This window comes from Amycolatopsis sp. lyj-346, from assembly GCF_046548975.1.
Lineage (GTDB): Bacteria > Actinomycetota > Actinomycetes > Mycobacteriales > Pseudonocardiaceae > Amycolatopsis.
This window is the reverse complement of sequence record NZ_JAJPWT010000007.1, coordinates 407045-433151: the sequence shown is the minus strand read 5'-3', so window position 1 is coordinate 433151 and position 26107 is coordinate 407045. Positions and strand designations below refer to the sequence as shown.

Genomic DNA, 26107 nt, shown 5'->3' with positions numbered 1-26107 from the left:
GGGACACGAAGGCCTCCGGGCGGTGATGTGGTTCCTAGACAGCTCCACTTCACAACCGGAGGCCTTCACCTGTCAGCACGACAGGCCGTCACCGCCTCAACCCGGGACAACCTCCCCGGACATCACACCTAGCGCCCCAATGTGGCCTTGGTTGCGTTGAACGCGCCGAAGGCCACCTTAGGTGCGTTGAACGCACCGAAGGCCACATTGGGTGCGTTCAACGCACCGAAGGCCACCTTGGGTGCGTTCAACGCACCGAAGGCCACCTTGGTTGCGTTGAACGCACCGAAGGCCACCTTGGGTGCGTTCAACGCAACCAAGGCCACATTGGGGCGCTTGAGGCGGGTCAGCTCAGCAGCGTCGTCGCCAGCGCTTCGAGGTCCACGCCCGCGACGCCGTCGAGGACGTGCCACGGCGCGAGCCAGCCCGACGCGGCCAGCTCGTCGTAGACGGCCGCGCACCGCCGCTGCAGGGCGTCGTCGGTTTCGAAGGCGTCGCGCTCCCGGCCGGTCTCGGTCTCCGCCCGGCGTTCGGCGCGTTCGGCCGCGACCGCCGGCGCGACGCGCAGCAGCAGGTGCGCGTCCGGGCGGGGCAGGCCGAAGCGGCCGACCTCCAGCTCCCACACCCACTTCACGACTTCGCCTGCCGCGTCCTGACGCAGGCGCGCGGCCGCGTACGCGGCGTTGGAGGCGACGTACCGGTCGAGCAGGACGACGTCGTGCGCGTCCCGCAGCGCGCGGATCTCGTCCGCGGCGCCGCTGCGGTCCAGCGCGTAGAGCATGGCCATGCCGTACACCGAGTCGGCGAGGTCCCCGTGCCCGCGGTGCAGTGCTTCACGGACGAGGTCCGCGTGCACGCTTTCGCCGTAGCGCGGGAACGCCAGCGACGTCACGCTCGCGCCCTTGGCGCCCAGCGCCGCCGTCAGCCCGTCCGTGAGCGTGCGCTTGCCCGCACCGTCGAGCCCTTCGATGACCACCAGTCGACCCACGCCGGTCACAGTACTGATCCGGCCAAAAGCAAGCCGATCCCCCCGCACCGCACGCAACCGTTGCTACGAAGTCATTCGGCCGTGGCTGTGGTCGGATCAGTACCGATCAGCACAGCGGTGGTGGACCGGCGGGCTCGGGGGAAGGGGATCGACGCCGAGCCCGCCGGTTCGTCTAGGCGGGGTGCCGCCGCAGGTGGAGCACGTAACCGGCGCCGCTGACCGCGAGCACGCCGACGAGGATCAGCAGCGGCAGCCAGCCGGTGTCGTGGCCGGACGGCGCCGGGCCGCCGTCGCCGCGGGGCATGACCTGGGACGTCGAGTCGTAGCCGCCGGCCTCGCCGTCGCGGGCGTAGAGCGAGCCGGGGAGCTTGTCGGCGTAGCGCGCTTCGACGGTCCGCTGGTAGCCGTCGACGGTGACCGCGGTGCCGTCCGACAGCGACGTCACCCGGCCGTCTCGGACCGCGTACCAGGCGTCGACCTGGGGTTCGTGCAGCAGCTGGGCGCCCGCGAGCAGCTTCCGGGCATACCCGGCTTCGACGTCACCCGAGGCGATGTTGCCGATCTGCCAGGTGCCGTCGGCGCCGCGGACCGACCAGAGCGTCGCGGTCCGGCCGTCGGAGGCCCGCGCGAGGATCGCGAAGTAAGCGAAGTCACCCGGCGTCGCGTTGGCCTTGCCCGCGACGAAGTCCGGCGAGAGCTCGTACACGGGATGGGCGTCCGGCTCGATCTGCACCGTGACCGGCCCCTGCGCGTCCGGCGCCTGGGCGAAGAACCGGACCAGGACGTCCTGGAACCCCGCGGTCGCGCTGTGCGCCGCGGAGGCATCGGCGCTGCTGATGCCGGCGGCCTGGGCCGCGCCTGACACCGGAGCCGTCATCAGCAGCGCCGCGCCGGTCAGCACGGCGAGCACGAGCGCCCGCCTGCTCATCGGGCGATCCCGGTGAGCGTGTGCGTCCAGGTGAAGGACGAATTCTGCGTGTAGTAGCCGTAGGTCGACCAGTTGTAGCGCTTGGCCGGGCCGGGGTCGCCCCAGAACACCCAGTCGCCGCGGGTGTCGTAGCCGTAGAGGACGTGCACGTGACCACCACCCGAGCGCCAGCCGACGCGGGTCTCGACCGGCCGGTTCGCCGCGGCCTGCGTCCGGACGTCGGCGTAGGAAATGCGCCGGTCGAGGTAGCGGCCCGGCGAGCTGAAGCCGAGCTGGGCGAAGGCACGCTGCGGGTCGGCGAGCGTGCCGGTGAGGTTCGCGCAGTCCGCGCCGGTTTCACCGTGCGCGAGCTGGCAGAACCGCGTCTGGCTGACGACCACGCCGTGGTAGGCGGCGATGGTGTTGCCCGCGCCGGCCCAGCACCACTGGTTCTTCTGCTGGAGCTGCAGGACGATCTGGTTCCGGTAGGTCGACGGCACTCCGGGCGCGGCTCCGGCAGCGGCCGGCGCGACCAGGCACAACAGCAGGCTCACGGCCAGTACGGCGTGGACCTGGCTCGACTTCACCAGCACAGACGGCCTCCTGTGGAGGAGTGGGCGAACCAGCGGTGGTCACAACGGTGAACAACGCGGTCACAAGGAGCAAGAACGCCATCCGGAGGAACGGACCGTTCCGGGTCGTAGCCGGAACGCGGAACAGTCACCCTTACGTGGCCAACCACCCTGAACGGGGGTCGGCCGGGGCACTCTACGCTGCTACCGTGAACGTTCCGCGGTGTTCACGCCCAGCGCACACACTGGTCGGGTGAAGGGACGAGCGGTGGCACAAGACGGGAACCTCCCACTGATCATCGATGGCGCCCGCACGACCCGGGCATCGGTCGCCGAACTGCCGAAAGAGCTGACCGAGGCACTCCGCACCGGTGAGTTCCACCACGCCCTGCGGCTGGCGATCGCCTACCGCGGGCTCTCGCTCGCCCGGCTGCGTGCCCACCTCGCGCTGCGCGGGGTCCAAATCGGACAGTCGACGCTGAGTTACTGGCAACGCGGGCTGCGTCAGCCCGAGGTGCCGAAGGCGCTGCCGGCGGTCCGGGCCCTGGAATCGGTCCTCCAGCTGCCCGCGGACGCCCTGGTGGTGCTGATCGGCCCCAGGCTGGTCCGGCGCGGCCACCAGCCGGCGGCGTCGTTCCACGACCTGCGTTCCGGCGACATGGGGTCGATCGTCGAGGACCTGCTGGCCGAGCTCGGTGCGTACCCGTCGTCGAACCACTACAACGCCGACCTGGAGCTGCTGTCGGTCCACGACACGATCACGTTCGACGCGGAGCACCGCCAGGTCAGCCTGCGCACGAGGCTGGTGACGCGGGCCCGGCGGCACGGCCCGGACCGGTACCTCACGGTGTACAACGGCGACCCGGGCTGCCGCATCGACGACGTCGAGCTGATCACGGACGAGGGCTGCCGGGTGGGCCGGATGCGCCGCAACCCGGACGCGGACACGATGGCAACGGAGCTGCTGTTCGACCGCAAGCTCGCCGAGGGCGACATCCACGTGTTCTGCTTCGAGGTCCGCGACGATTCGGGGTCGGCGTCGCCGGGCTACTACCGGATGCTGCGTGACCGGTGCGCGAGCTACCTGGTCCAGCTGCGGTTCGACCGGAACGCGCTCCCGGCCCGCTGCACCCGCCAGGTCCGGGCCCGCGACGACGCCCTGCCGGTGGTGGCGGAGGAGCTGGCCTGCGACATGGGCGGGGTGAGCAGCGCGTTCTTCAGCGACGCCGGGCCGGGGCTGGCCGGGGTCGCGGTGGAGTGGAACTGAGGCAGTGTCGACCCTTCAGTCACGTGTGTCGACCGCCTGATCACGACCGAGCTCACTCCCCGACCGTGCGTGAATGGACGACACGCGTGACTGGGAGGTCGACACACGTGATGGAAGGGTCGACACGGCTGCGGACGACCCCCGCCATGAGGTCGACCATCACAGCACCTCGAACCCGTTGGCCTTGGCGGCATCGGCCTGGCGCTCGTCACGGGTGACGAACGTGACCGGTTCGCCGCCGGTGAGTTCGGCGGTGTCGTGCATCGCGACCGCGATGTGGATGGCATCGAGGGTGCGCACGGGATAGTTGTCGGTGACCAGCCGCCGGGCTGCCGCGAAGATCCGATGCGGTGCCAGCGGGATCACACCCAGCACCGTCCGTGTGTCCAGGTCGAACCGCGTCAGGTAATCGCGGGCGTCCGGAATCCGCCCGGTCCGCTTGGCCGCGGTGAAGGCGCTGGCGCACTCCAGCCGGGTCAGCTCGCTGGTGAGCACGAGGTGCCCACCGTCGATGAGGAGCTTCCGCAATTCGGCGTGGTCGGCCTCGTCGGCGAGGTATGCCCCGACCACGGCGCTCGTGTCGGCGTAGAAGACAGTCACCATTCACCCCGGGTCCAGTCGAGTGCCTCGCTGACGGCCGTGCCCCAGCCACGCGAGCGTTCTTCCAGCTCGTCGTGCCCCGGCGCTTCGCCCTCCGGCACGAAGGTGATCAGCTTGCCTTCCGCCACCAGGCGGTTTCTCCGCTCCAGCGCGGTTTCGGTCTTCGCCACAACGCCCCTCAACGCTTCCGTGACCAGGTCGTTCATGCTGCGCCCTTCGGCTTCGGCCAGCGCCTTCAGCCGGGCGTGCAGCTCGTCGTCGATCCTTGTGATCAACTGTTTCACGACCCCATGATAACACGTCACCCATTCGTGCTATCACTGTTCCGAGCGCAGAACAAAGGGCCGCCCCGAACACTTTCGGGGCGGCCCTGAGCAGCTGAAACGCGAGAACCTCAGTACCGGTAGTGCTCCGGCTTGAACGGTCCTTCGACATCCACGTCGATGTATTCCGCCTGCTCCTTGGTCAGCTTCGTCAGCTCACCGCCGAGCGCGTCGAGGTGGATCTTCGCGACCTTCTCGTCGAGCTTCTTCGGCAGCCGGAAGACCTCGTTGTCGTACTCCTCGTGCTTGGTGAACAGCTCGACCTGCGCGATCACCTGGTTCGAGAAGCTGTTCGACATCACGAAGGACGGGTGCCCGGTCGCGTTGCCCAGGTTCAGGAGCCGGCCCTCGGACAGCACGATGATCGTGTTGCCGTTCGGGAAGATCCACTCGTCGACCTGCGGCTTGATGTTGATCCGGCGGATGCCCGGGTAGCGCGCCAGGCCCGCCATGTCGAGCTCGTTGTCGAAGTGGCCGATGTTGCCCAGGATGGCCTGGTGCTTCATCTTCGCCATGTGCTCCACCAGCACGACGTCCTTGTTGCCGGTGGTGGTGATGATGATGTCGGCCTCGGGCAGCACGCTTTCGAGCTTGCGGACCGCGTAGCCGTCCATCGCCGCCTGCAGCGCGCAGATCGGGTCGATCTCGGTCACGATCACGCGGGCGCCCTGGCCGCGCAGGGACTCCGCCGCGCCCTTGCCGACGTCGCCGTAGCCGCAGACCACCGCGACCTTGCCGCCGATCAGCACGTCGGTGCCGCGGTTGATGCCGTCGATCAGGGAGTGGCGGATGCCGTAGCGGTTGTCGAACTTCGACTTCGTCACCGCGTCGTTGACGTTGATCGCCGGGAACAGCAGCTCGCCCGCCGCGGCGAGCTGGTAGAGCCGCAGGACGCCGGTCGTGGTCTCCTCGGTCACACCGCGGATGCCCTCGCCGATCTTCGTCCACTTGCCCGTGTCGGTCGCCACCGACGTGCGCAGCAGCTCGAGGAACACGCGGAACTCGTCCGAGGTGTTCTCGTCCGGGTTCGGCACGACGCCGGACTTCTCGTATTCGGTGCCCTTGTGCACCAGCATCGTGGCGTCACCGCCGTCGTCGAGGATCATGTTGGGGCCCTCGCCGTCCCAGGTGAGCATCCGCTCGGTGCACCACCAGTACTCCTCGAGCGACTCGCCCTTCCACGCGAAGACCGGGACGCCCTTGGGCTCCTCGGTCGTGCCGTGCGGGCCGACAACGACCGCCGCGGCGGCGTGGTCCTGCGTCGAGAAGATGTTGCAGGACGCCCAGCGCACTTCGGCACCCAGCGCCACCAGCGTCTCGATCAGCACCGCGGTCTGCACCGTCATGTGCAGCGAGCCCGACACGCGCGCCCCGCGCAGCGGGAAGACCTCCGCGTATTCGCGCCGCAGCGCCATCAGTCCCGGCATCTCGTGCTCGGCGAGGCGGATCTCCTTGCGGCCGAACTCGGCGGCCTCGAGGTCAGCGACGGCGAACTCGATGCCGTTGCGGGTCTCGTGCCGCTTGGCAACGCTTTCGGGGGTCATAGTGGCGATTCCTCCAAGGCTCGATGACACCCGAACACTACCGTTGTCCGCTCGACTGTCCCTAGAAGTGTTAGGAGGCCCTTACCGTGCCCATGCCCGGTCCGGACACCCGCGTCGTGGAAATCCGCGTCGCCGGGCTCGTGGGCACCAGCGGGGAAACGCTGCTCGACGCCGTTTCGACCGTCGACGTCGCCGGTGACGGCCTGGGCCGCGTGGTCCGCCCGGCGGACCGGCTGCGCCGCCCGGCACCCGGGCCGGTGCTGCCGGCGCTGGGCCGGTCGATCCCGCGAACCCTCGAGGGCTACCTCTGGCACGGGATGACCTCGGGCGGCGCCGCGAAGGCCACCTGGGCGCTGCTGTTCCCGTTCTCCCTGGCCAACGTCGCGTTCTGGATGCTGCCCCCGGTCCCGGACCGCCGTCTCGCGCGGGTACTCGGCGCCGTCTGCCGCGGGCTGCTGCGCGTCGGCGCCCTGCTGCTGACGATGCTGCTGGTGGGCCAGCTCGCGGCGATCGCGCTCGACCTGTTCGCCGCGCAGTGCCTCGCGCCGGGGTCAGGCTGCCTGCCGGTGATCCCCGACGTGCTCCGCACGGCGGGAGCCCGGATCGCCGTCGGCGTGCTGCCGCTGCTCGCCGTGATCTTCGTCCTGCACCGGATTTCGAGCGCGACCTGGGCGGTGCACGCCGACGGCGACCTCACCGGCGGCCCGCTGCGGATGCGCGCCGACCCCGAGACGCCGGCGCTGCGCTGCCTGCACACCGTCGCGGCGCTGGCCTCGGTCGCGTTGCTGCTGCTCGGCGGGCCGTTCCGCGCGCCGGGCGACAGCTTCGGCCTGGTCGTCTGGATCAGCACGCTGGCCGTGGTGCTCGCCACCGTCGCCGCCGCCGCGGTCGGCGTCGACACCGGCCGGTTCGCCCGGCCCGGCGTGCTCGCCTTCGCGACCCTGCTGGTCGTCGTGGCCGCGGCACGGCTGCTTTCCCCCGGTCCGGGCGCGGGCCCGCTGCCCGGCACGAACGGCGTCGTCGAAGGCCTGGGCGCCGCCCTGGTCGCCGTCACGGTGCTGTTCGCCCTGTTCCTCGCGCCGGCGGCGCTGCTGGCCCGGCCCGGCTGGAAGCACAAGCCGCGGCGGCTGCGGCCGTGGATGGGCGGCTGGGCGGCCGCACCGGTGCTCGCGCTGGCCGGCCTGCTCGGCGGCGGGTTCGGGGCCGGGCTCGCCGAAGCGCTCCGCCGTCTTTCCGGGGCGGAGCACCTGCGGGTGCCCGAAACGTATCTGCTGGTCACGGTCCTGTGGGGCGCCGGCCTGGCGCTGGCCGCGGTGCTCGGCGTGCTGGGCTTCGCGGTGGCCGTCCCGCTGCGGCGGCTGCGGCGGGGCATCCCCGAGATCGTCGAGCTGATGGAGCACGACGAACGGCAGGAGGCCGAGGCCGCGGCGGCCTGGGCGCGGTCGGCGTGGGAACGGCGGCACCTGCACCACCTGGCACTGGCGGTCGCGAGCGCGATGTCCGCGGGCGGCGCGGCGCTGCTGGTGCTGCGGTTCGGGTTCGGGCTGGTTCCCGGCTGGTTCGGCCCGCTGTCCGCGATCGGCGTGGTCGCCCTCGGCGCACTGGCCGCGGGCCTGCTGCGGGTGGTCTACACGGCCGCGCGCACCCCGCAGCGCAGCCGCCACCTCGGCGCCTTGGCCGACCTGGTCTGCTTCTGGCCGCGGGCGGCGCACCCGACGGTCCCGCCGTGCTACGCGTTGAAAGTCGTCCCGGAGCTGGCCGCGCGGGCGCGCGAGCACCTCGCCGAGCCGGGGACGCGCGTGGTGCTCTCCGGCTACAACCTCGGCAGCCTGCTGACGATCATGGCCGCCGCCCGGCTGGCGGCCGAACTGCCGGAAGGGGACCTCGAACGCGTCGGCGTGCTGACCGCCGGGTCCCCGTTGCAGTGGGGTTACCAGCGCGCCTTCCCGGCGCTGCTGCCGCAGGAAGCGCTGGAACGGCTCTTCGCCGACCTCGACGGCCGCTGGCGGGCCTTGTGCCGCGGCACCGACATCTTCGGCGGCGGCGTGACGACCTGGCGGCACTCGGTCGCCGACCGGCGCTTGCACGGCGTCGGGTTCCTCCCCGGCGGCGGCAGCGGCCCGGTGTCGGCGGCGGCCGACGGCAACGGCGTCCTGATCCTCGGCGGCGACCACTGGCTGCCGGACCCGCTGCGCGGCCCGACCGGGCGGCACCGCTGGGCGCCGGGGGTGCTCAAGCACCAGGACTACGTCGTCGACGCCGAATGGGACCACGCCGTCGCGATGGCCGCCGGTCTCGGCAAGCCGTCCTGGGGCGAGCAGGGCTCCCTGTTCGGGGACTTCCCCCAGAAACGGTGAAGGCCCCTCGCGCGCGGAGCGAGGGACCTTCGACCGTGGACTAGCTCAGCTTCACTCGGAAGCCTTGCGGCGGAACTTCAGCAGCGCGAGCAGACCGCCACCGGCGGCCAGCAGCAGGGCGCCGACCCAGATCAGCCAGCTGTTGTCGAAACCGGTGTTGGCCAGGCCGCCACCGGTGCCCGACTCGTTGCCCGCCGGCACGGCGGCCGGGGCGGTGGTGCTGGCGCTGGTCGGCGAGACGGAGGCTTCCGAGGTCGCCGGGGCGCTCGGCTTCGTGGTCTCGGTGGCCGGCGTCGACGGCTTGGTCGGCGCGGTCGTCGTGGTGGTGGTCTGCGGCGGCTTGGTGGTCTTCGAACCGCACAGGAACCACTTGTCGATCTTCGGCTGGCTGCCGTTGTAGTTGAACGGCGCACGCAGGTCGTTCCACGGGGCGTTCTTGTCGAGCTTCTTCTTGCCCGGCGTGTAGTCGTTGAAGCCGTCGTCGCCGCCGACGACGACGATGCGGGTGACCGTGACGCCCTCGTTGACCGACTTGATGTTCAGCCGGGTGTTGTTCTTGGCCAGCTCGAAGACAACGTCCTTCTGGTCGAGGACCTTGCCGTCGGCACAGGGCGTCGGCTTGCCCGGCGTCGGGTTGGGACGGGTGTCGTCGCTGTAGCAGGCCAGGGCGGAACCGGCGGTCCCGATCAGGGCAGCGGTGGTGAGCGCCATGACCGCCACGGCGCCGCGGAAGGAACGTCTGCGCATGAGTTCTCCAGTACCGAACGGGGGATGAACGGCAAAAACGGGGATCGAGGCACCACTGAACGTGGGAATCACGCGGCTGTAATTCACCCGTCAGTGGCACACGAAGGATCGAAAGGTATCGCACGTCACCCAGCCGCTTACGCGGGGTCCCTCTTTGCGCACAAATCGCAAGATCGTCTTGATCAAGTCGTAACCTGGCATTAAGCAACCAAACGCAAAAAGCCCCGCCGACCTGGACATTCAGGCAGGCGGGGCGTTTATCGCGCAAGTCAGGCTTCGGGAACCTTCACCGGCTCGTCGGCCTGCCGCTTGCCGAGCAGCGAATGCCGGCGGCTGTAGCCGAAGTACAGCACCACCCCCAGCGCCATCCAGGCGAGGAACCGCAGCCACGTCAGCACGGTCAGGTTCAGCATCAGCCACAGGCAGGCCAGGATGGCCAGGATCGGGATCAGCGGCACCAGCGGCACCTTGAACGCCCGGGGCAGGTCCGGCCGCGTCCGCCGCAGCACGAGCACCCCGGCCGAGACGAGCACGAACGCGAAGAGCGTGCCGACGTTCACCATTTCCTCGAGCTTGTCCGCCGGGAAGAAACCGGCCGCGACCGCGACCAGGCCGCCGACGATGAGCGTCGCGCGCTTCGGCGTGCCGTGTTCGCCGGTCTTCGCCAGGCCGCGCGGCATCAGGCCGTCGCGGGACATCGCGAAGATGATCCGGACCTGGCCCAGCATGAGCACCATGACGACGGTGGTCAGGCCGGCCAGCGCGCCGAAGGAAATGATGTTGGCCGCCCAGTCGACGCCGTTCGCGGAGAACGCCGTGGCGAGGGTCTTGTGGCTGCCGTCGCCCGCCTTGGTCGCGAGGTCCTTGTACGACGTCATCCCGACGACCACGAGCGACACCGCGACGTACAGCACGGTCACGATGGCCAGCGAGCCCATGATCCCGCGCGGCACGGCCTTCTGCGGGTTCTTCGTCTCCTCCGCGGTGGTCGCGACGATGTCGAAGCCGATGAACGCGAAGAACACCAGCGAAGCGCCGGCCAGCAGGCCGAAGACGCCGAACGAACTGCTCGCACCGCCCGCGATCAGCGAGAACAGCGACTGGTCGACGCCCGTCTGGCCGGCCCCGCCCGTCTCGCCCGGCGGGATGTACGGCGTGTAGTTGGCGCCCTTGATGTAGAAGAGGCCGAGGATGATCACGAACAGCACCACGGCGACCTTGATCCCGGTGATCACCATGGACACCCGCGACGACAGCTTCGTGCCGACGACCAGCAGGATCGTCAGGACCGCCACGACGAGCAGCGCGCCCCAGTCGACGGTCACGCTCCCGATGTCGAACGTCGTCTTCGTGCCCTTCCCGAACAGGTAGGCGAGCACCGTCTCGAGGTACACCGACCAGCCCTTGGACACGGCCGCCGCGCCGACGGCGAGTTCGAGGATCAGGTCCCAGCCGATGATCCACGCCATGAACTCGCCGAAAGTGGCGTAGGAGAAGGTGTACGCGCTGCCCGCGACCGGCACGGTCGAGGCGAACTCCGCGTAGCACAGCGCCGCCAGCGCACAGGCGATCGCCGCGAACACGAAGGCGAGCGAGACCGACGGCCCGGCGTAGTCACCGGCCGTGCGCGCGGTCAGCGTGAAGATGCCGGCGCCGATGACGACGGCGACACCGAAGACCGTGAGGTCCCACGCGCTCAGGTTCCGCCGGAGCCTGGTGCCCGGCTCGTCGGTGTCCGCAATGGACTGTTCGATCGATTTCGTGCGCCACAATCCCGTTCCGGGCACCGTTGACCTCCTGCCGCTGGCCTGCATGTATCGCGGTAGGTCACCCTATCGGGTCAGGTCGGTGACGGCTCGCCGAAGATGGCGAAGTGGATCACTTTGGGGGTCCGGGTGGCGAAGCCCCCGGCCCGGGGCGAAGCCCCGGTTGTCACGGATCTTCGATTAACGCGCAAGACTTCGGTCGAGGTCCGGTTCGAGGTAGATGAGCCTGGCCACCGGCACCTTGGCGCGGACGCGGGCCTCGGCGTCGTCGATGGCCGTGGCCACCTCGGCGGTGTCGAGGCCCGGCACCATCGCCAGCTTCGCCGCGACGAGCAGCTCGTCCGGGCCCATGTACTGGGTGCGGATGTGGATGACGCGCTCGACCTTGCCCGCGGCGAGCTCGTCGACGATCGTGGCGAGGACGCCCTCGTTCGCGCCTTCGCCGATGAGCAGGCTCTTCATCTCGATGATCAGGATGATCGCGATGATGCCCAGCAGCACGCCGATCGCCAGGGTGCCGACGCCGTCCCAGACCGGGTTGCCGGTGACGATCGACAGCCCGACGCCCAGCAGCGCGAGGAGGAGGCCCAGCAGCGCGCCGGCGTCCTCCAGCAGGACGACGGGCAGCTCGGGCTCCTTGGCCTGGCGGATGAAGCCCCACCAGCTCGCGTTGCCCTTGACCTTCTTCGACTCGGTGATCGCGGTGTAGAAGCTGTAGCTCTCCAACGCGACCGCGACGACCAGGATGATCACGGCGACGAACGGCGATACGAGCGGCTCCGGGTGGCCGATCTTGTGGATGCCTTCGTAGAACGCGAAGGCGGAGCCGAGGGTGAAGAGCATCAGCGCGACGATGAAGGAGTAGAAGTACCGGTCGCGGCCGTAGCCGAAGGGGTGCTCCTTGTCGGCTTCCCGCTTCGACGTCTTCTGGCCGATCAGCAGCAGGCCCTGGTTCGTGGTGTCGGCCAGCGAGTGCACCGACTCGGCCAGCATCGACGACGACCCCGTGACGAGGAAGCCGACGAACTTCGCCGCCGCGATCCCGGCGTTCGCCCCGAGTGCCGCGAGGATCGCCTTGGTTCCGCCTCCAGCTGACACGACCGCTCCCCTGGTAGGTCCTGAAACGTCGGAGTGCAGCGTAGTAGGAGCGGCCCAGCCCGGTCGTCACCGGCCCGGGGGGTCGCTCAGGCGATGGCGGCGATATCCCGTCCGCAGCGCCCTCCAAGCGCCCCAATGTGGCCTTGGTTGCGTTGAACGCACCGAAGGCCGCCTTGGGTGCGTTCAACGCACCGAAGGCCACATTGGGGCGTTCCATCCAGTCCGTCGCAGAGTTGCCGGACAAGCGAAGGTCACGTCAACCACGGCCGCCGGTTCTGTCGTACCCCTTCGCTACCGTGGTTTTTCCAGCCGGCCACTACCGGGAAGGTGACATGGCGCACTTCGCCGTGCTCGGTCCGCTCGCCGTCGAGAGCCCGCCGGGCCGATGGGCGGTCCTGCGCGGTGAGCGGCAGCGCACGCTGCTGGCCGTGCTGCTGCTCAACGCCGGTCAGCACGTCCCGGTCGACGTGCTCGTCGAGGCGCTGTGGCCGGACGGGCCACCCAAGTCGGCCACGTCCAACCTGCACACGTACCTCTCGCGGTTGCGCGACCGGATCGAGGGCCTGCGGGTCGAGCACGGCCCGCCGGGCTACCGGCTGCACGTCGAACCGGAGGAGCTGGACCTGCTCGTCTTCCGGTCCGCCGTGGCCGAAGGGCGGCGGGCCGCGGACCCGGTGGCCGCCGCGGGGCACTTCCGGCGGGCGCTCGCGCTGTGGCGGGGGCCGGTGCTGGCCGGGCTGCACGTGCCGAGGCTCGACGCCGACGTCGCCCGGCTGGAGTCCGAGCGGCTCGCCGTGTTCGAGGACTGCGTCGACGCCGAGCTGACCGCCGGGCGGCACGGGGAGCTGACCGGTGAGCTGCAGGCCATGATCACCGAGCACCCGCTGCGCGAACGGCTGGCCGCGCAGCTGATGATCGCGCTGCACCGGGCCGGGCAGCAGGGCAGCGCGCTGGAGGTCTACCGGCGGCTGCGGGCCACGTTGATCGAGGAACTCGGCGTCGAGCCCGGCGCGGAGGCCCGGCGGGTGCACGCGGCCGTCCTGCGCGGCGAGGACCCCGTGCCGCGGCTGCCGCCCGCGGTATGGCCGGTGTGCCAGCTCCCGCCGGACATCGGGGACTTCACCGGCCGCGACGCCGAGCTGGCGGAGCTGGACGGCGTGCTCGGCGCCGGCGCCGGCGTTCCGGTCGCGGTGCTGAGCGGCGAGCCGGGCGCGGGCAAGAGCACCCTCGCCGTGCGCGCCGCGCACCGGCTGCGCGCGCGGTTCCCGGACGGCCAGCTGTACGTGCCGCTGGGGGGCCGCGACATCGGGGAGGTGCTGGCCGACCTGCTGCGCGCGCTGGGCGTCCCCGGCCCCGCCGTGCCGGACGACGTGCGGGCGCGCGCGGCGGTGTTCCGCGGCAGGCTCACCGACCGGCGGGTGCTGGTGGTGCTCGACGACGCCGTCGACCCCGGGCACGTCCGCACCCTGCTGCCGGGCACGCCGGGCTGCGCGGTGCTCGTGACGAGCCGCCGGCGGCTGAGCGGGCTGGCCGGCGCGCACCGGCTGCCACTCGGTCCGCTGTCCGGCGCCGACGCCGCCGAGCTGCTGCACCGGCTCGCCGGGGCGCGGGTGGCCCGCGAGCGCGCCGACGCCGAGCGGATCATCGCGGCGTGCGCGCGGCTGCCGCTGGCCCTGCGGATCGCGGGCAGCAGGCTGGCCATCCGCCCGCACCTGCGGCTCGGCGAGCTGGCCGGCCGGCTCGAAGACGAGGTCCGCCGTCTCGACGAACTGACCGTGAGCGATCTGGCCGTCCGGAGCAGCATCGCGCTGAGCTACGAAGGCCTGCGGCCGCCCGCGCGGCGCGCGTTCCGGCTGCTCGGGCGGTGCCGCCTGGCCGACCTGCCGGCCTGGGCGGTCACCACACTGGTCGACGACCCGGACGCCGACGAGGCGGTCGAAGAGCTCGTCGAAGCGAGCCTGCTGGAGGCCCGCGGCGCGGACGGGACCGGCGAAGGCCGCTACCGGATGCACGACCTCGTCCGGCTGTACGCCGCCGAGCTCGGCGACCCGGCGGACGGCGAAGGCCTCCGGACGGTGCTGGCCGCCACGCTGGCGCTCGCCGACGCGGCGGCGGCCCGGCTGCCGCGCACGGTCCCGATGCCGTCCCCGGTCCACGAGCCGCCCGCGCAGCCGTTGCCGGACGAGCTGGTGGAGCGCCTGCTGGCACGCCCGGACGACTGGTTCGCCGCCGAGCGCGCCAACGTCGTGCTGCTCCTCGGCACGCTCGGCGCGCGGGACGCCCTCCTGCTGCTCGACCGCCTCGGCGTCTACCTGTACCTGCACGGGCAGTACGCCGACATGCGCACGGCGTACGAGACGGTCCTGACCGCGGACCCACCGCTGGCGGCGGTCGCCGAGGCCACCCTGACGCTGTTGCGGCACGCCCGTGGCGAGTACGAGGAGGCCGCGGTCCGCTACCGCGCGTGCGCGAAGGAGCTGGAGGCCCTCGGCGACCGGCGTACGCACGCGTGGGTTTCGGCGAACCTGGCGCACTGCCTGATCGGCCTCGGCCGGGCGGAAGAGGCCCTCCAGACGGCGGCCGACGCCCGCGAACTGTTCACTGTGGACGGATCGGCGGCCGAGCTGGGGTGGGTGCGCGCGGCGGAGTCGGCCGCGTTGTTGCGGCTGGGCCGGATCGCGGAAGCCCGGGAGGTCGACAAGACGGCGCTGTCGGCGGCCCGCTCGACCGGCGACGCCCGGATGATCGGCGAGGCCCTGCACGGGTACGCGTGGTCGTCGCTCCTGACGGGCGACGACCCGGGCGCGGTGGCGGCGATCGCGGAGTCGGTGGATTTGCTGCGCGGCACGATGGCGCGTTCGGCACTGGCGAAGTCGCTGCGCACCAGCGGCGCAATCTCGGCGACAACGGGCGCACGCGACAACGCGACGGCGGCGTTCGGCGAGGCCCGCGAGCTGGCCCGGGAGCTGGACGAGCGGCCACGCGAGCTGTCGTGCACCCGGGCACTGGCGGCGGGCTGGATCGGCGAAGGCCGCGCGGCACAGGCGATACCGGTGCTCCGGGCGTGCCTGGACGAGTTCCGCGAGATGGGCAGCAGAGCGGCCACGGGCTTGACGTGGCTGGTGTTGAACCGGGCGCACACCGCCACGGGAGACCCGAAGGCGGCGGCAGAGGCGGCGGCCGAGGGGGCAGAGCTGCTCGACCCCCGCGACGCCAGCGCGGCCGCCCTGCGCCGGGCATTGCTCGCCTTGACCGACTCGGCTTGACGGCCCGCCGGCCGAACCGAGCCGACCTGCCTTTCACCGACCTGCGCCGGGCGCCCCGCCCGAGCCCGACCCTCCGGGGTATCTCACCGACCTGGCGTACCGATCGGCCCGCCCGAGCCGCCCTGCCGGCGGTGCCGCCCTCGCCGAACCGGCCTGCTCGGGATGCCCTCACCGACCTGGCCCGCGGGGAGCCCGCACCGAACCGGCATGCCGCCCACTCCACCGGCCCGGCCCCACGGACCCTCACCAACCTGGCCCGCCGGTTCCCCACACCGAGCCCGCCCGGCGGATAGCCCTCGCCGAACCGGCCTGCCGGGCGAGGCGGGGTGCGGCCCCCTCACTGCACCACTCGCCTCGCCCCGCCGGCCGGGATGGCCGCCGAGGTGGTGCCGCCCCCTCGCGGCACCACCCAAGCCCACGGACGCCGGGCGGATCCGACCGGCGTCACCCCCAGCGGACCCCGGCGGCGCGCATCAGCGCACCAGGGTCCCCCCTTGGTGTAGATCGTGGCGGACGCCGCCACACGGAACGCACACAGAAACCACAACCCGCCCGTCCCCGGACCGTCGGCTCACGTACCTGCACAGTCGGCTCGCGTACCTGGACCGTCGGCTCGAGGAGCCGGACGCAGGCGCGCGAGCCGCCCGTCTGACACGCCAGCCGACCGGTCAGGTACGCCAACCGACCCTGCAGGCACGCAAGCCGACCCTTCGGGTACGCGAGCCGACCGACTGGGGTACGCCAGCGAACCTCGCCAGGCACGGCGGCCGAGCGGCTGGGGATGTGAGCCGTGCCTGGGTGCGTGAGGCAACCCAGCCGGGTCAGTCCTCGCAGGTGCCTGCCGTCGCGCGGAAGAGCTGGGCCCGGTCGCTGCCCAGCGCGCGTACGCGGACCGGCGGGTCCACCGCCGGGAGCCACACCGACTGGCCCCTTCGCAGCTCGACCTTCTCGCCGTCGTCCGCCGTCACCAGCAGCTCGCCTGCCGTGCACAGCAGGATCTGGGGTCCCACGCTGTCGACCGAAATCTCGTCGTCCTGGCCGGCCGCCCACTCCACGCGCGACAGCTCGAACTCCGGCGCGTCCGTGCGGTACACCGCCATGCGGCCGCCGTCGTCACCGCACTGGACCGGCATCTCGCCGTACGCGAAGTCGACCACCCGCAGCAGCTCCGGGACGTCCACGTGCTTGGGCGTCAGGCCGCAGCGCAGGATGTTGTCCGAGTTCGCCAGGATCTCCACGGCCGTCCCGTGGAGGTACAGGTGCAGGTTGCCGGCCGGCAGGTAGATCGCCTCGCCCGCGCGCAGCGTCAGGCGGTTCAGCAGCAACGCCGCCAGCACGCCCGCGTCACGCGGGTGCGTCTCACCCAGCTCCAGGATCGTCCGGCACTCGACCGCGAACTCGCCGTGCTCCTGGACGTGCCGGACGCACGCGTCGAGCACCTCCGGCAACAGCGAGTCGAGCGACGGCTGCGGCAGCGTGATCCACGTCGTGAACAGCGCCCGCAGCCCGTCCGGGTCCGGCTGGGCCTCCAGCAGCCCGGTGTACTTCGCCAGCCCCGGCGTCTCGATCGCCTTCAGCAGCTTCACCGTGCGGTCCGGGGTGCGGAACCCGGCCAGCGCGTGGAACTCCGTCAGCGCGCAGACCAGCTCCGGCTTCGCCGTCGGGTCCGGGTAGTTGCGGTTCGCCGCGTCACGCGGGATGCCCAGCCGCTCCTCGCGGGCGTGCCCCTCCGCGGCCTGGGCCGCCGACGGGTGCGCCTGCATCGACAGCGGCTCCTCCGCCGCGAGGATCTTCAACAGGAACGGGAGCCGCCCGCCCCACCGCTTCGCGCAGCGCTCGCCGAGCTGGGTCACCGGGTCGGCGTCCACCAGCTCGAGCAGGCTTCGCTCGGTCCCGTCGGGGCCGATCACGTGTGACGGGTCGCCCGGGTGGGCACCCATCCACAGTTCGGCCTCGGGGTGCGGCGCGGGTACCGGACGGCCCAGCAGCTCGGGGATCGCCGTCCGCGATCCCCAGGCGTAGGGCCGCACCGCGTTGCGCAGCAGCTCCACTGTCACCTCAACTCCACTCCTTCGGCACCGGCCGGGGCCGGTGCTAGGCGGGTCTCACGCCGTCGCGGGCGCGAAGCGGCCAGCGCCGCCGATGCTGCCCGCCGCCAGCCCGAGATAGACCGCCGCCAGTTCGAACCGCAGTGCCAGCACCGCGGCCCGCACGATTTCGTCGGCCTCGATCTCCTCGGCCGGCGCGATGACGTCCGCACCGGGCAGCAGATCCTCGGCCTGGAAGCGCGCCGCGTCCGTGGCCGGACCGGTGCGCACCGAGAGCAGCAGCAGCCGGGTGGGGATGTCACCAGAGGAATCGTCCGGATCGGCGAAGATGTCACGCTCCGCGCCACCCGATTGCGCCGCCCGCCGCAATGCGGGGCGCGCCAGGGCCTGACGATAGTCCTCGACGTCGCACACCGTGGCCGCGTGGGCGGCGAACGCGTGCGCAGCGTGTTCGCCGACGGCGACCGCGACCGGGTCCAGCCCCCACAGCAGCGGCACGCGGTCGGCCACCCGCAGGGCGAGCGCCTTGGCCGGGTTCTCGAACGAATCCCGGGCCAGGTAGTCCTTCCCGGCTTCGAGGTCCAGCTGGTCGGCGAGCGCCTGGACGTCGGACATCAGCAGGCCCAGCGCGTTCGCGGTGAGCAGCCCCGCGGCCAGGCCGCGGGGGAACGCCAGCTCCGCCGGCACCGGGATCCGCGGCGCCAAGAGGATGCCCTTGCCGGCCACGGCGGCCGCCACCGGACCTTCCGACGGCGCCGAAAGCACCACCGAGGCGCCGTACCGGGCGGCGCGCTCCAGCGACGCGGCGAGCTCGCGGTCACCGGGGTCGTCGGTGTGCGCGAACACGACGTCGAGCGCGCCGATCCAGCTCGGCACCACCTCGGCGACGACCACCGGAACCGGGCACGACGGCGCCAGGAGGGCGGCCAGCAGCCGCGTGAGCGTGCGGCTCACCCCGGGCCGGTCGATCAGCACGACGGCGCGCGGGCGGCCCATGTCGAGCCGCTCGGACAGCTCCAGCTCCGCGGCCAGCTCGGCGGCCGCCCGCACCTGGGCGCCGGCCATCGCGGCAGCACGGAGCAACCCCGAGCTGTCGGCCTCGGCCAGCCGCGCGGGGTCGTCGAGCAGCGTGTCGTCAAGCACTGTCGGCATCGGGTTTCCCGTGTTCCCCGGGCAGGGCCGCCTCGTCCAGGAGCAGCACCGGGATGCCGTCACGGACCGGGTACACGCGGCCGCATTCCGTGCACGTCAGCGCGTCGGCCTCGGGGTCGTCCGGCGCGCCCGGCCGGAGCGGGGCGTGATCGGGCGACGGGCACGCCAAGATCTCGAGGAGCTGGGCGTCGAGCGTGATGGCCATGGTTCCTCCATACCACGCGGGGGACTGTGGTGAAGAGCACTTCAGGACACAGTTCGGCCCCGGCGCGCCTTCATCGGGACGGGTCAGTTGCGGATGATCGCGAGCACTTCGTCCACCAGCCCCCGCACGGCCTCGGCGTTCGCCGCCTCGACGTTCAGCCGGAGCAGCGGCTCGGTGTTCGACGGGCGCAGGTTGAACCAGGCACCGCCCGGCAGCTGCACGGTCAGGCCGTCCAGCTCGTCGAGCTCGACGCCGGAGCGGGTGCCGAAGGAGTCCTTGACCGCCATCATCTTCGCGACCTGGTCGTCGACCGTGGAGTTGATCTCCCCCGAGGCCGCGTAACGCGAGTACGCGCTGGTCAGCTCGGACAGCGGGCCGGTCTGCTCGCCGAGCGCGGCGAGGACGTGCAGCGCCGCCAGCATGCCGGTGTCGGCGCGCCAGAAGTCGCGGAAGTAGTAGTGCGCGGAGTGCTCGCCACCGAAGATCGCGCCGGTGCGGGCCATCTCGGCCTTGATGAACGAGTGGCCGACCCGGGTGCGGACCGGCTTGCCGCCGTGCTCGGCGACGATCTCCGGCACGCCCTTGGACGTGATCAGGTTGTGGATGATCGTGCCGCCCGGGTCCTTGGCCAGCTCGCGGACGGCGACCAGCGCGGTGATCGCGCTCGGCGAAACCGGCTCGCCGCGCTCGTCGACGATGAAGCAGCGGTCGGCGTCGCCGTCGAAGGCGATGCCGGCGTCCGCGCCGACCTCGCGCACCTTGGCCTGCAGGTCGACGATGTTCGCCGGGTCCAGCGGGTTGGCTTCGTGGTTCGGGAAGCTGCCGTCGAGCTCGAAGTACATCGGGATGACGTCGATCGGGAGCCCGTCGAAGACCGTCGGGACGGTGTGCCCGCCCATGCCGTTCCCGGCGTCGACCACGATCTTCAGCGGCCGGCTGCCGGACAGGTCGACGAGGTTGCGCAGGTAGGCGGCGTAGTCGGCGAGGACGTCCCGCTCGGTGACCGAGCCGCGCTGGCCCTCGAAGCCGGGCACGCCCTGCTCGACGGTGTCGCGGATCTCGGCCAGCCCGGTGTCCTGGCCGACCGGGGAAGCGCCCGCGCGGCACAGCTTGATGCCGTTGTACTTGGCCGGGTTGTGGCTGGCGGTGAACATCGCGCCCGGCATGTTCAGCGAACCCGACGCGAAGTACAGCTGGTCGGTGCTGGCCAGCCCGATGCTGACCACGTCGAGCCCCTGCGAGGTGACACCCTCGGCGAACGCGGCCGCCAGGCCCGGCGAGGAGTCGCGCATGTCGTGGCCGATCACCACCGACGGCGCCTCCGGCTTGATGAGCAGGGCGAACGCGGCGCCGAGGTCGCGGACGAGGTCCGCGTCGAGCTGCTCGCCGACCACGCCGCGAATGTCGTAGGCCTTCACGATGCCCGAAAGGTCTGGCACGCCGTCTCCCCGCGATTAGTCGTCACTGGCGCCCGCTGCGCCGCGCGGAAAGCCTACCGGCGAGGTGAGTGGGTTACGCGTTCAGGCGCGACCGGGCAGGACCCGCAGGTGGCCGCGGCGCCCGGACGGGCCCTCCGGCTCCGGGGCGGGCGGCGCCGGCTTGCCGGGACGGCCAGCCTCGCGCACGGCCTCGGCCAGCGCGGTCAGTTCGTCGGCCGACGGGTCCGGGGCGGCGAAGGCGCCTTCGTGCCGGACGACTTCCCAGCCCTTGGGGACGGTCAGCCGCAGCGCGTGGGCTTCGCAGAGGTCGTAGGAGTGCGGCTCGGAGGCGGTGGCCAGCGGGCCGACGACGGCGGTGGAGTCGCTGTACGCATACGTCAGCGTGGCCACAGCTGGCTCGAGACAGCCAGTACGCGAACACTTCCGTACGCTCCGCACGAAACGAAACGATAGCGCGTCGCCGCAAGGTCTCCAGCGCGACACGCGCTGAACCGCAGTCGCATAGACTTCCGGACGTGGCGACGGCTCGTGATTACCGACAGCGGCGGCGCTCGCGGCGGGACCGGCACGGCCGGGGCCTGCGCGGGACGCTGTATCCGGCGACCCTGCCCGCCGCCGCGAGCCGCGCGGAACGGTTCGACGCACTGGTGCTCGACGCACTGGAGCCGATCGAAGCCCGCTGGCGCCACGAGCTGACGAAGCTCGACGTGGCGGTCGACGACGTGCCCGAGATCCGCGAAAACGGCCACTCGCCGGCGGACGGCGTCCTGCACGACGGCGCGGTCCCGCTGTCGCGGCTGGTCCCGGCGGGAGTCGACCGGACGGGACTGCCGACGCGGGCCCGGATCGTGCTCTACCGGCGGCCGCTGGAGGCACGGGCGAAGGACCCGTCGGAGCTGGCGGAGCTGGTCCACGACGTCCTGGTGGAGCAGGTGGCCGGCTACCTCGGCGTCGAGCCGGACGTCATCGAAGGCGAGTAGCTCCCGGCCCGGCTGAGGCCCCTGCGAAGCGCGCAGAAGCACACAACCCGCGCGCGTAAGGGGCCCCCCGGTTTTTACGTTACCGGGCAGCACCGACAGTTTCCGGGCGCCGCCGGGCCGGGACCGCCGTCAGGAGCGTGAACAGCACCGCTGCCAGCTGGGCCAGGAGCAGCAGGTTCCGTTCGGTGCCCGGGTACTCCACCGTGACCTCGGACGACGTCGGCGGTACCGAGACCGCCACCTGGTGTCCCCACGCCGGCACGATCGGCACCGCCTTGCCGCCCACCGCGGCCTTCCAGCCCGCTTCCTGCTCCGCCGCCAGGACCAGCAGGCGCCCCGTCGGGCCGTCGGACACGCGGACCCGCACGTCCGGCAGGTCCGCCCGGACCGGCGCCACCCCCGGCGCGTTGCCCGGGGCGCCGCCGCCCGTGACCGCCGCTTTCGCCTGCTCCGGCGAGATCAATATCACCTGGCCCGCCGGCGGGAGCAGGCGGAGGACCCCGCGGCCGTCGGACGTCGGGGCGGCCACCGAGAGCAGGTCCTTCGCCAGCGGTGGGTACGCCTGCGGGTCCACGCCGGGCGGGAGCACCACGTACTGCACGCCCGCGGCCGCGGCGGCCGCCACCACGCGCTGGACGGCCGGGGCGTCGCCCTGGCCCAGGTCGCGGCGCCAAGCCGCCAGACGGGCGGGCGTGCCGGCCGTCGGGGCCAGCTCGTCGTCGCCGTGGTGCGGGAGGCGGCCGCCGATCTGGCGGGTCGCGTCCGGGGCCAGGTCGAGCACCGACCGGCCGGACGCCGTCAGCTCGGCCTCGACCTCAGGAGCGAGCGACGGCCGCTCGCCCGCGCGCAGCGGCCCCTGCGAGCCGACGACCACCGCACCGGCCGCCAGCGCCAGGAACACCGCCACCCCGGCCACCGCCAGCACCTTCGGCAGCCACGTCGCCGGGACCCCGGCCGTGCCGCCGCCCTGCCACGAGCCGAGCACGACCCACAGCAGCCCGGCGCCGACGATCAGCAGCGGCACGCCCGCGTAGCCGTGTGCCGGAGCGCCGCCCTGCATCGGGACTGCGGTGACGAGCCGCACCAGCACCAGCCCGCCCGCGCCCAGCGCCGCGAGCGCGAGCCCGCCGGCGGCGAGCTTCGTCGGCCGGACGACCACCGCCACCAGTGCCGCGGCGATCACCGCGACGCCGATCGGCCAGGCACCCGGCCCGCCGGGGTCGAGGCCGGCCAGATCGGTGCCGGACACCGCCGAAGCCGCCCCACCGAGCCCCTGCACGAGCAGTTCCGGGTGTTTCAGCAGCACGGTCGGCCACGGCAGCAGCAGCGCCAGCGGCAGCAGCACCACGATCCCCACGGACGCGATCCGGCGCGCCAGCCCGGTCGGCGCGGGCAGCACGACGAACCCGATCAGCAGCCCGGCGAGCGCGAGCCCGTGCGCCAGCGGGGAAAACGCGCCGAGCAGCGCCACCCCGAACGCCGACAGCGCGGACACGTGCAGCCAGCGCGTGTCCGCCCGGACCAGCAGCCCGGCGATGCCCGCGGCCACCAGCGGCAGCACGAGGTGCACCACGACGACGTCGAGCCGGCCCTGCGCCACGCCGGCGGTCGCGGCCGGAAGCAGCGCGTACGTCGCGGAGACGACGGCGCGGACCCAACGGCGCACGCGAAGCCGTCTCGTCGCCGCGTACGCGCTCAGCGCCGACAGCGGGATGTCGCCGAGGAGGAGGATCGCGACCAGCGCGGCCGGACCGCCGATCGGCGAGAACACCGCACCGAGCGTGCCGAGCACCGGCAGGGTGGCCGACGCCGGCGCGCCGGTACCGCCCGCGATCGCGTGCCACGGCGTCAGGTACGACGTCCACAGCTCCCCCAGCCCGCCGACCGGGAGCAGCTTGCCGCCGAAGAGGTCGAGGCCGAGCCGGGCGCGGTTGACGAGCAGGCCGAGCGCGGTCAGCGCGACGAGCAGGACCACGGGCGGCGCGAAGATCGTGGCCCCCAGCACCCGGCGGCGGTTCACCTCGACGAAGACGAACGCGGGTTCCGGCTCGCCGGCTTCGGAGGTGTCTTCGGCGGCCGGCGCCGGGGTTTCCGGAAGCGTGACGGCGACGAGCGTGCCCGGCCGGCGCAGTCCGGACCCGCGTGAGCTGACTCCCCGCAGCGCGCCGGCGGGCAGCGCGTCCGGGCCGACCGGGCGGTTCTCGCGGGCGTCGAGCGCTTCCGGCGTCACCCACGCCGACTCGGTCTCGACGGTCTCGGGCACCCGGCCGAGCGCGACGTCGTTCTCGACGCCGCGGCGCACCAAGCCGACGACACCGGCGCGGACGGCGTTGCGCAGCCGGGTCCCGCGTCCGGTGAAGAGCCCGCGAACCGTGCCCGGCCGCGGATTCCGCCGTCGGCGGATTCGCGCGGCACGCAATCCGCCGCGTCCACTGAGGAGGTACCCGGCGGCGGCGAGCTCGGCCCGCGCTTCCCCGGTGCGGCGCAGCAGGACGAAGGCCGGCGCGCGCAGCACCGCCAGCAGCGGGAGCCGGATCATGCCGAGCCAGAAGGAAAACGGCGAGCAGTTCACCAGGAACACGCGCAGCCCGTGGGCCCGGTTCGCGGCGGGCAGCGAGCCGGGGAGCGCGTCCGCCGCCCGGCGCCCGGTGGTGACGGCGCGGGCGTGGCGGACCCGCGCGAGCGGCACGGACAGGACCACGCCGCCGGCCGCGTTCGCGCGCCAGCCGAAGTCGAGATCCTCGCGCAGCAACGGGAAATCGGGGTCGAAGCCGCCGAGGGAGTCCCAGGCGTCGCGGCGCACGAGCGAGCCCGCGCTGGGCACGGCGAGCACCTCCACCGGGTCCTCGCCGGTCGCGGCGACCGGCTGGCGGTGACCGGAGGCGTCGGTGGACAGCCCGGCTTCGACGATCAACCGGGGATCGGTCCAGTCGAGACCGAGCGAGCCGAGCACGGTGGCCGACGGTTCCTTCGTCGCCGCCTGCAGCAGTTGCTCGAGGCAGCCGGGTTCGGGCGCGCAGTCGTCGTGCAGCAGCCACAGCCACGAACCGGGATCGCCCCAGCGCTCGGTGGCGTGCGCGACGGCTTCGGCGACCGCGGCCGCGAAGCCGGTTTCACCCGGCAGTGTGATGACCCCGGAGAGCACGGGCACCGCGTCCGGCCCGGGATCTTCGGTGGCTTCGGCGAGCAGCCGCGGGGTCGCGTCGGTGGAGCCGGTGTCCACGGCGAGGACGTGCCGGGGCCGGACGGTGCTGCGGCGCAACGCGGAAAGCGCCAGCGGCAGCCAGTTTTCGCCGTCGTGACAGACCACAATGGCCAGAACGGGCGCGGTGCGCGGGACGGGCGCGGCGGTGCGGGGCAACGAACGCTCCAGATCAGGCGGCAGTCGGTGCGGCCACCCTACGGCCCCGGCCCGTCACCCGATGGTGAACCCACGCGTGTTCACCACGTGGAATCACCGGTGACGCAATGCATCACCGGTGATTCGCACTAGACAGCTCGCTTCTTCAGCTTGCGGCGCTCCCGCTCGGACAGACCGCCCCAGATGCCGAAGCGCTCGTCGTGGGCCAGTGCGTACTCAAGGCACTCGTCCTTGACCTCGCAGCCCAGGCAGATCCGCTTGGCTTCGCGGGTGGAGCCGCCCTTCTCGGGGAAGAACGCCTCCGGGTCCGTCTGCGCGCACAGGGCGCGTTCCTGCCAGTCCTGCTCTTCTTCAGTGGCATCGATGAGCTCGGTGAGATCTCCCAGAGCCTGCTCCGGGATCTCGCCCCAACTCATGACGTGCCCCCATTCCTTCCCATCGGCTTCCAACCGCACGTCCGCCTCCTCGCTCCCTAGCACTCCCCAGGCTGGCGGTGGTGAAACGACACCCGCTGTCCCCTCTCGGCAGCGAATGACATCACTGTGATTACACCCGTGTAGTGCGGTCAGGTCAAGCGGAGTAGCGAGTTCGGGGGACGTTCCGGCCCGATCGCGCAAGGGGACACGCCGGTAACTTCACACCGGGCATACGGAAGACTGGAGCACGTGCAGAAGTCAGCAGTGCGCCCCAGCCCGGTCTTCCTCGGCATCCTCGCGCTCACCGTCGCCGGTGGCGCCATGGCCGCGTTCGGTGACATCAACACCGTTTTCGTCCGCGACCGCGATCCGCTGCTCATCGCGGGCGTGGTGATCTTCGTCGCCGCCGGCTGGGTGGCGTCGTTGTCGCTGCACGAGTTCGGGCACGCGATGGTCGCCTACCGCGGCGGTGACTACAGCGTCGCCCACAAGGGTTACCTGACGCTGGACGTGCGGAAGTACACCGATCCCGTCCTGTCGATCATCCTGCCGCTGATCTTCCTCATCATCGGCGGCATCCCGCTGCCGGGCGGCGCGGTCTGGATCGACCGCGGGGCCCTGCGCTCGCGCGGGACGTCGTCGTGGGTGTCGCTGGCCGGGCCGCTGAGCAACCTCGCGGTCGGCGCGGCGCTGTGCCTGGTGGTCGCGCTGGTCCCGATGGCGGGCGGGCTCGTGATCGCGATTTCCTACCTGGCGCTGCTGCAGGTGGTGACGTTCCTCCTCAACATCCTCCCGATCCCGGGCCTCGACGGCTGGGGCGCGATCGAGCCGTACCTGCCCCCGCGGGCGCGCGAGCTCGGCGCGCGCGTCCGCCCGTGGGCGCCGATCATCCTGTTCGCGATCCTGTGGTTCTTCCGGCCGGCGAACACCGCGCTGTGGGAAGGCTCCTACGCCATCTTCAACGCCTTCGGCGGCTACGTGGACGGCGCGAAGATCGGCTTCAGCGTGTTCCAGTTCTGGAACTGAGGTTTGCCGCGCCTGCCGCGTGGGCATGATCACCGCGAGGCAGGC

At 72.2% G+C, this 26107-nt stretch carries 22 protein-coding genes; 5 read left to right on the top strand and 17 right to left on the bottom strand.

Annotated features, from left to right (window positions below; genetic code table 11):
• Positions 1-128: 128 nt before the first annotated feature.
• The 4 genes from ACLJQE_RS23790 to ACLJQE_RS23775 form a co-directional block, all read right to left on the bottom strand.
• On the bottom strand, positions 129-311 hold the full coding sequence (locus tag ACLJQE_RS23790) for a hypothetical protein (RefSeq protein WP_410641512.1): 183 nt from the start codon (positions 309-311) through the stop codon (positions 129-131).
• 35 nt (positions 312-346) lie between these two features.
• Entirely contained in the window at positions 347-997 is a 651-nt protein-coding gene (locus tag ACLJQE_RS23785) for a dTMP kinase (RefSeq protein WP_410641511.1), read from the bottom strand.
• 163 nt (positions 998-1160) lie between these two features.
• Positions 1161-1916, bottom strand: a complete 756-nt coding sequence (locus ACLJQE_RS23780; protein ID WP_410641510.1) for a hypothetical protein — start codon at positions 1914-1916, stop codon at positions 1161-1163.
• Positions 1913-2488 (bottom strand): papain-like cysteine protease family protein, encoded by a 576-nt coding sequence (locus tag ACLJQE_RS23775; RefSeq protein ID WP_410641509.1) that lies wholly within the window; start codon positions 2486-2488, stop codon positions 1913-1915. Before ACLJQE_RS23775 ends, ACLJQE_RS23780 begins: the two co-directional genes overlap by 4 nt.
• 247 nt (positions 2489-2735) lie before the next feature.
• Between ACLJQE_RS23775 and ACLJQE_RS23770 the strand changes: the two genes are divergently transcribed.
• Complete coding sequence (locus tag ACLJQE_RS23770; RefSeq protein ID WP_003085563.1) at positions 2736-3734, top strand: hypothetical protein; 999 nt, start codon at positions 2736-2738, stop codon at positions 3732-3734.
• 159 nt (positions 3735-3893) lie between these two features.
• On the opposite strand, the gene ACLJQE_RS23765 is transcribed toward ACLJQE_RS23770, so the two are convergent.
• The 3 genes from ACLJQE_RS23765 to ahcY all read right to left on the bottom strand — a co-directional run bounded on the left by ACLJQE_RS23765 (position 3894) and on the right by ahcY (position 6201).
• A complete protein-coding gene (locus tag ACLJQE_RS23765) occupies positions 3894-4337 on the bottom strand; it encodes a type II toxin-antitoxin system VapC family toxin (RefSeq protein WP_410641508.1) in 444 nt (147 codons plus the stop codon).
• Positions 4331-4618 carry a FitA-like ribbon-helix-helix domain-containing protein gene (locus ACLJQE_RS23760; RefSeq protein ID WP_410641507.1) on the bottom strand — a complete coding sequence of 96 codons (288 nt, stop codon included), beginning with the start codon at positions 4616-4618 and terminating at the stop codon, positions 4331-4333. Before ACLJQE_RS23760 ends, ACLJQE_RS23765 begins: the two co-directional genes overlap by 7 nt.
• A gap of 110 nt (positions 4619-4728) precedes the next feature.
• The gene (gene ahcY, locus ACLJQE_RS23755; protein ID WP_410641506.1) at positions 4729-6201 is read right to left on the bottom strand and encodes an adenosylhomocysteinase; all 1473 of its coding nucleotides are present in this window, start codon (positions 6199-6201) and stop codon (positions 4729-4731) included.
• A gap of 92 nt (positions 6202-6293) precedes the next feature.
• Between ahcY and ACLJQE_RS23750 the strand changes: the two genes are divergently transcribed.
• Positions 6294-8558, top strand: coding sequence for a hypothetical protein (locus ACLJQE_RS23750; protein WP_410641534.1), 2265 nt, complete (start codon positions 6294-6296; stop codon positions 8556-8558).
• Between the two features lie 51 nt (positions 8559-8609).
• Here the strand turns inward: ACLJQE_RS23750 and ACLJQE_RS23745 are convergent, their stop codons facing one another.
• From ACLJQE_RS23745 to ACLJQE_RS23735, 3 genes are all read right to left on the bottom strand, one after another.
• Positions 8610-9305 (bottom strand): LPXTG cell wall anchor domain-containing protein, encoded by a 696-nt coding sequence (locus tag ACLJQE_RS23745; protein ID WP_410641505.1) that lies wholly within the window; start codon positions 9303-9305, stop codon positions 8610-8612.
• Between the two features lie 269 nt (positions 9306-9574).
• Positions 9575-11092, bottom strand: coding sequence for an amino acid permease (locus ACLJQE_RS23740; protein WP_410641504.1), 1518 nt, complete (start codon positions 11090-11092; stop codon positions 9575-9577).
• A 159-nt stretch (positions 11093-11251) separates the two neighbouring features.
• Positions 11252-12169, bottom strand: a complete 918-nt coding sequence (locus tag ACLJQE_RS23735; protein ID WP_410641503.1) for a cation diffusion facilitator family transporter — start codon at positions 12167-12169, stop codon at positions 11252-11254.
• 332 nt (positions 12170-12501) lie between these two features.
• On the opposite strand from ACLJQE_RS23735, the gene ACLJQE_RS23730 reads away from it, so the two are divergent.
• A complete protein-coding gene (locus tag ACLJQE_RS23730) occupies positions 12502-15435 on the top strand; it encodes a BTAD domain-containing putative transcriptional regulator (RefSeq protein ID WP_410641502.1) in 2934 nt (977 codons plus the stop codon).
• Positions 15436-16256: 821 nt separating this feature from the next.
• Here ACLJQE_RS23730 and manA read toward each other — a convergent pair.
• The 5 genes from manA to ACLJQE_RS23705 all read right to left on the bottom strand — a co-directional run bounded on the left by manA (position 16257) and on the right by ACLJQE_RS23705 (position 20717).
• Positions 16257-17486, bottom strand: a complete 1230-nt coding sequence (gene manA / locus ACLJQE_RS23725) for a mannose-6-phosphate isomerase, class I (protein WP_410641533.1) — start codon at positions 17484-17486, stop codon at positions 16257-16259.
• Between the two features lie 54 nt (positions 17487-17540).
• A complete protein-coding gene (locus ACLJQE_RS23720) occupies positions 17541-18635 on the bottom strand; it encodes a hypothetical protein (RefSeq protein ID WP_410641501.1) in 1095 nt (364 codons plus the stop codon).
• On the bottom strand, positions 18619-18840 hold the full coding sequence (locus ACLJQE_RS23715; protein ID WP_410641500.1) for a Trm112 family protein: 222 nt from the start codon (positions 18838-18840) through the stop codon (positions 18619-18621). The genes ACLJQE_RS23720 and ACLJQE_RS23715 overlap by 17 nt, the downstream gene beginning before the upstream one ends.
• 83 nt (positions 18841-18923) lie before the next feature.
• Positions 18924-20279, bottom strand: a complete 1356-nt coding sequence (locus ACLJQE_RS23710; RefSeq protein ID WP_410641499.1) for a phosphomannomutase/phosphoglucomutase — start codon at positions 20277-20279, stop codon at positions 18924-18926.
• Positions 20280-20360: 81 nt separating this feature from the next.
• Positions 20361-20717 carry a DUF3499 domain-containing protein gene (locus tag ACLJQE_RS23705; protein WP_285986112.1) on the bottom strand — a complete coding sequence of 119 codons (357 nt, stop codon included), beginning with the start codon at positions 20715-20717 and terminating at the stop codon, positions 20361-20363.
• Positions 20718-20794: 77 nt separating this feature from the next.
• On the opposite strand from ACLJQE_RS23705, the gene ACLJQE_RS23700 reads away from it, so the two are divergent.
• On the top strand, positions 20795-21259 hold the full coding sequence (locus ACLJQE_RS23700) for a metallopeptidase family protein (protein ID WP_103341201.1): 465 nt from the start codon (positions 20795-20797) through the stop codon (positions 21257-21259).
• Positions 21260-21338: 79 nt separating this feature from the next.
• On the opposite strand, the gene ACLJQE_RS23695 is transcribed toward ACLJQE_RS23700, so the two are convergent.
• Together ACLJQE_RS23695 and ACLJQE_RS23690 are read right to left on the bottom strand one after the other, a co-directional pair.
• On the bottom strand, positions 21339-24620 hold the full coding sequence (locus ACLJQE_RS23695; protein WP_410641498.1) for a glycosyltransferase: 3282 nt from the start codon (positions 24618-24620) through the stop codon (positions 21339-21341).
• 128 nt (positions 24621-24748) lie between these two features.
• Complete coding sequence (locus ACLJQE_RS23690) at positions 24749-25036, bottom strand: WhiB family transcriptional regulator (protein ID WP_161790928.1); 288 nt, start codon at positions 25034-25036, stop codon at positions 24749-24751.
• A gap of 264 nt (positions 25037-25300) precedes the next feature.
• Here ACLJQE_RS23690 and ACLJQE_RS23685 point away from each other — a divergent pair, with 264 nt between their 5' ends.
• Positions 25301-26062, top strand: a complete 762-nt coding sequence (locus ACLJQE_RS23685; protein WP_410641532.1) for a site-2 protease family protein — start codon at positions 25301-25303, stop codon at positions 26060-26062.
• The last annotated feature ends 45 nt before the right edge of the window (positions 26063-26107 follow it).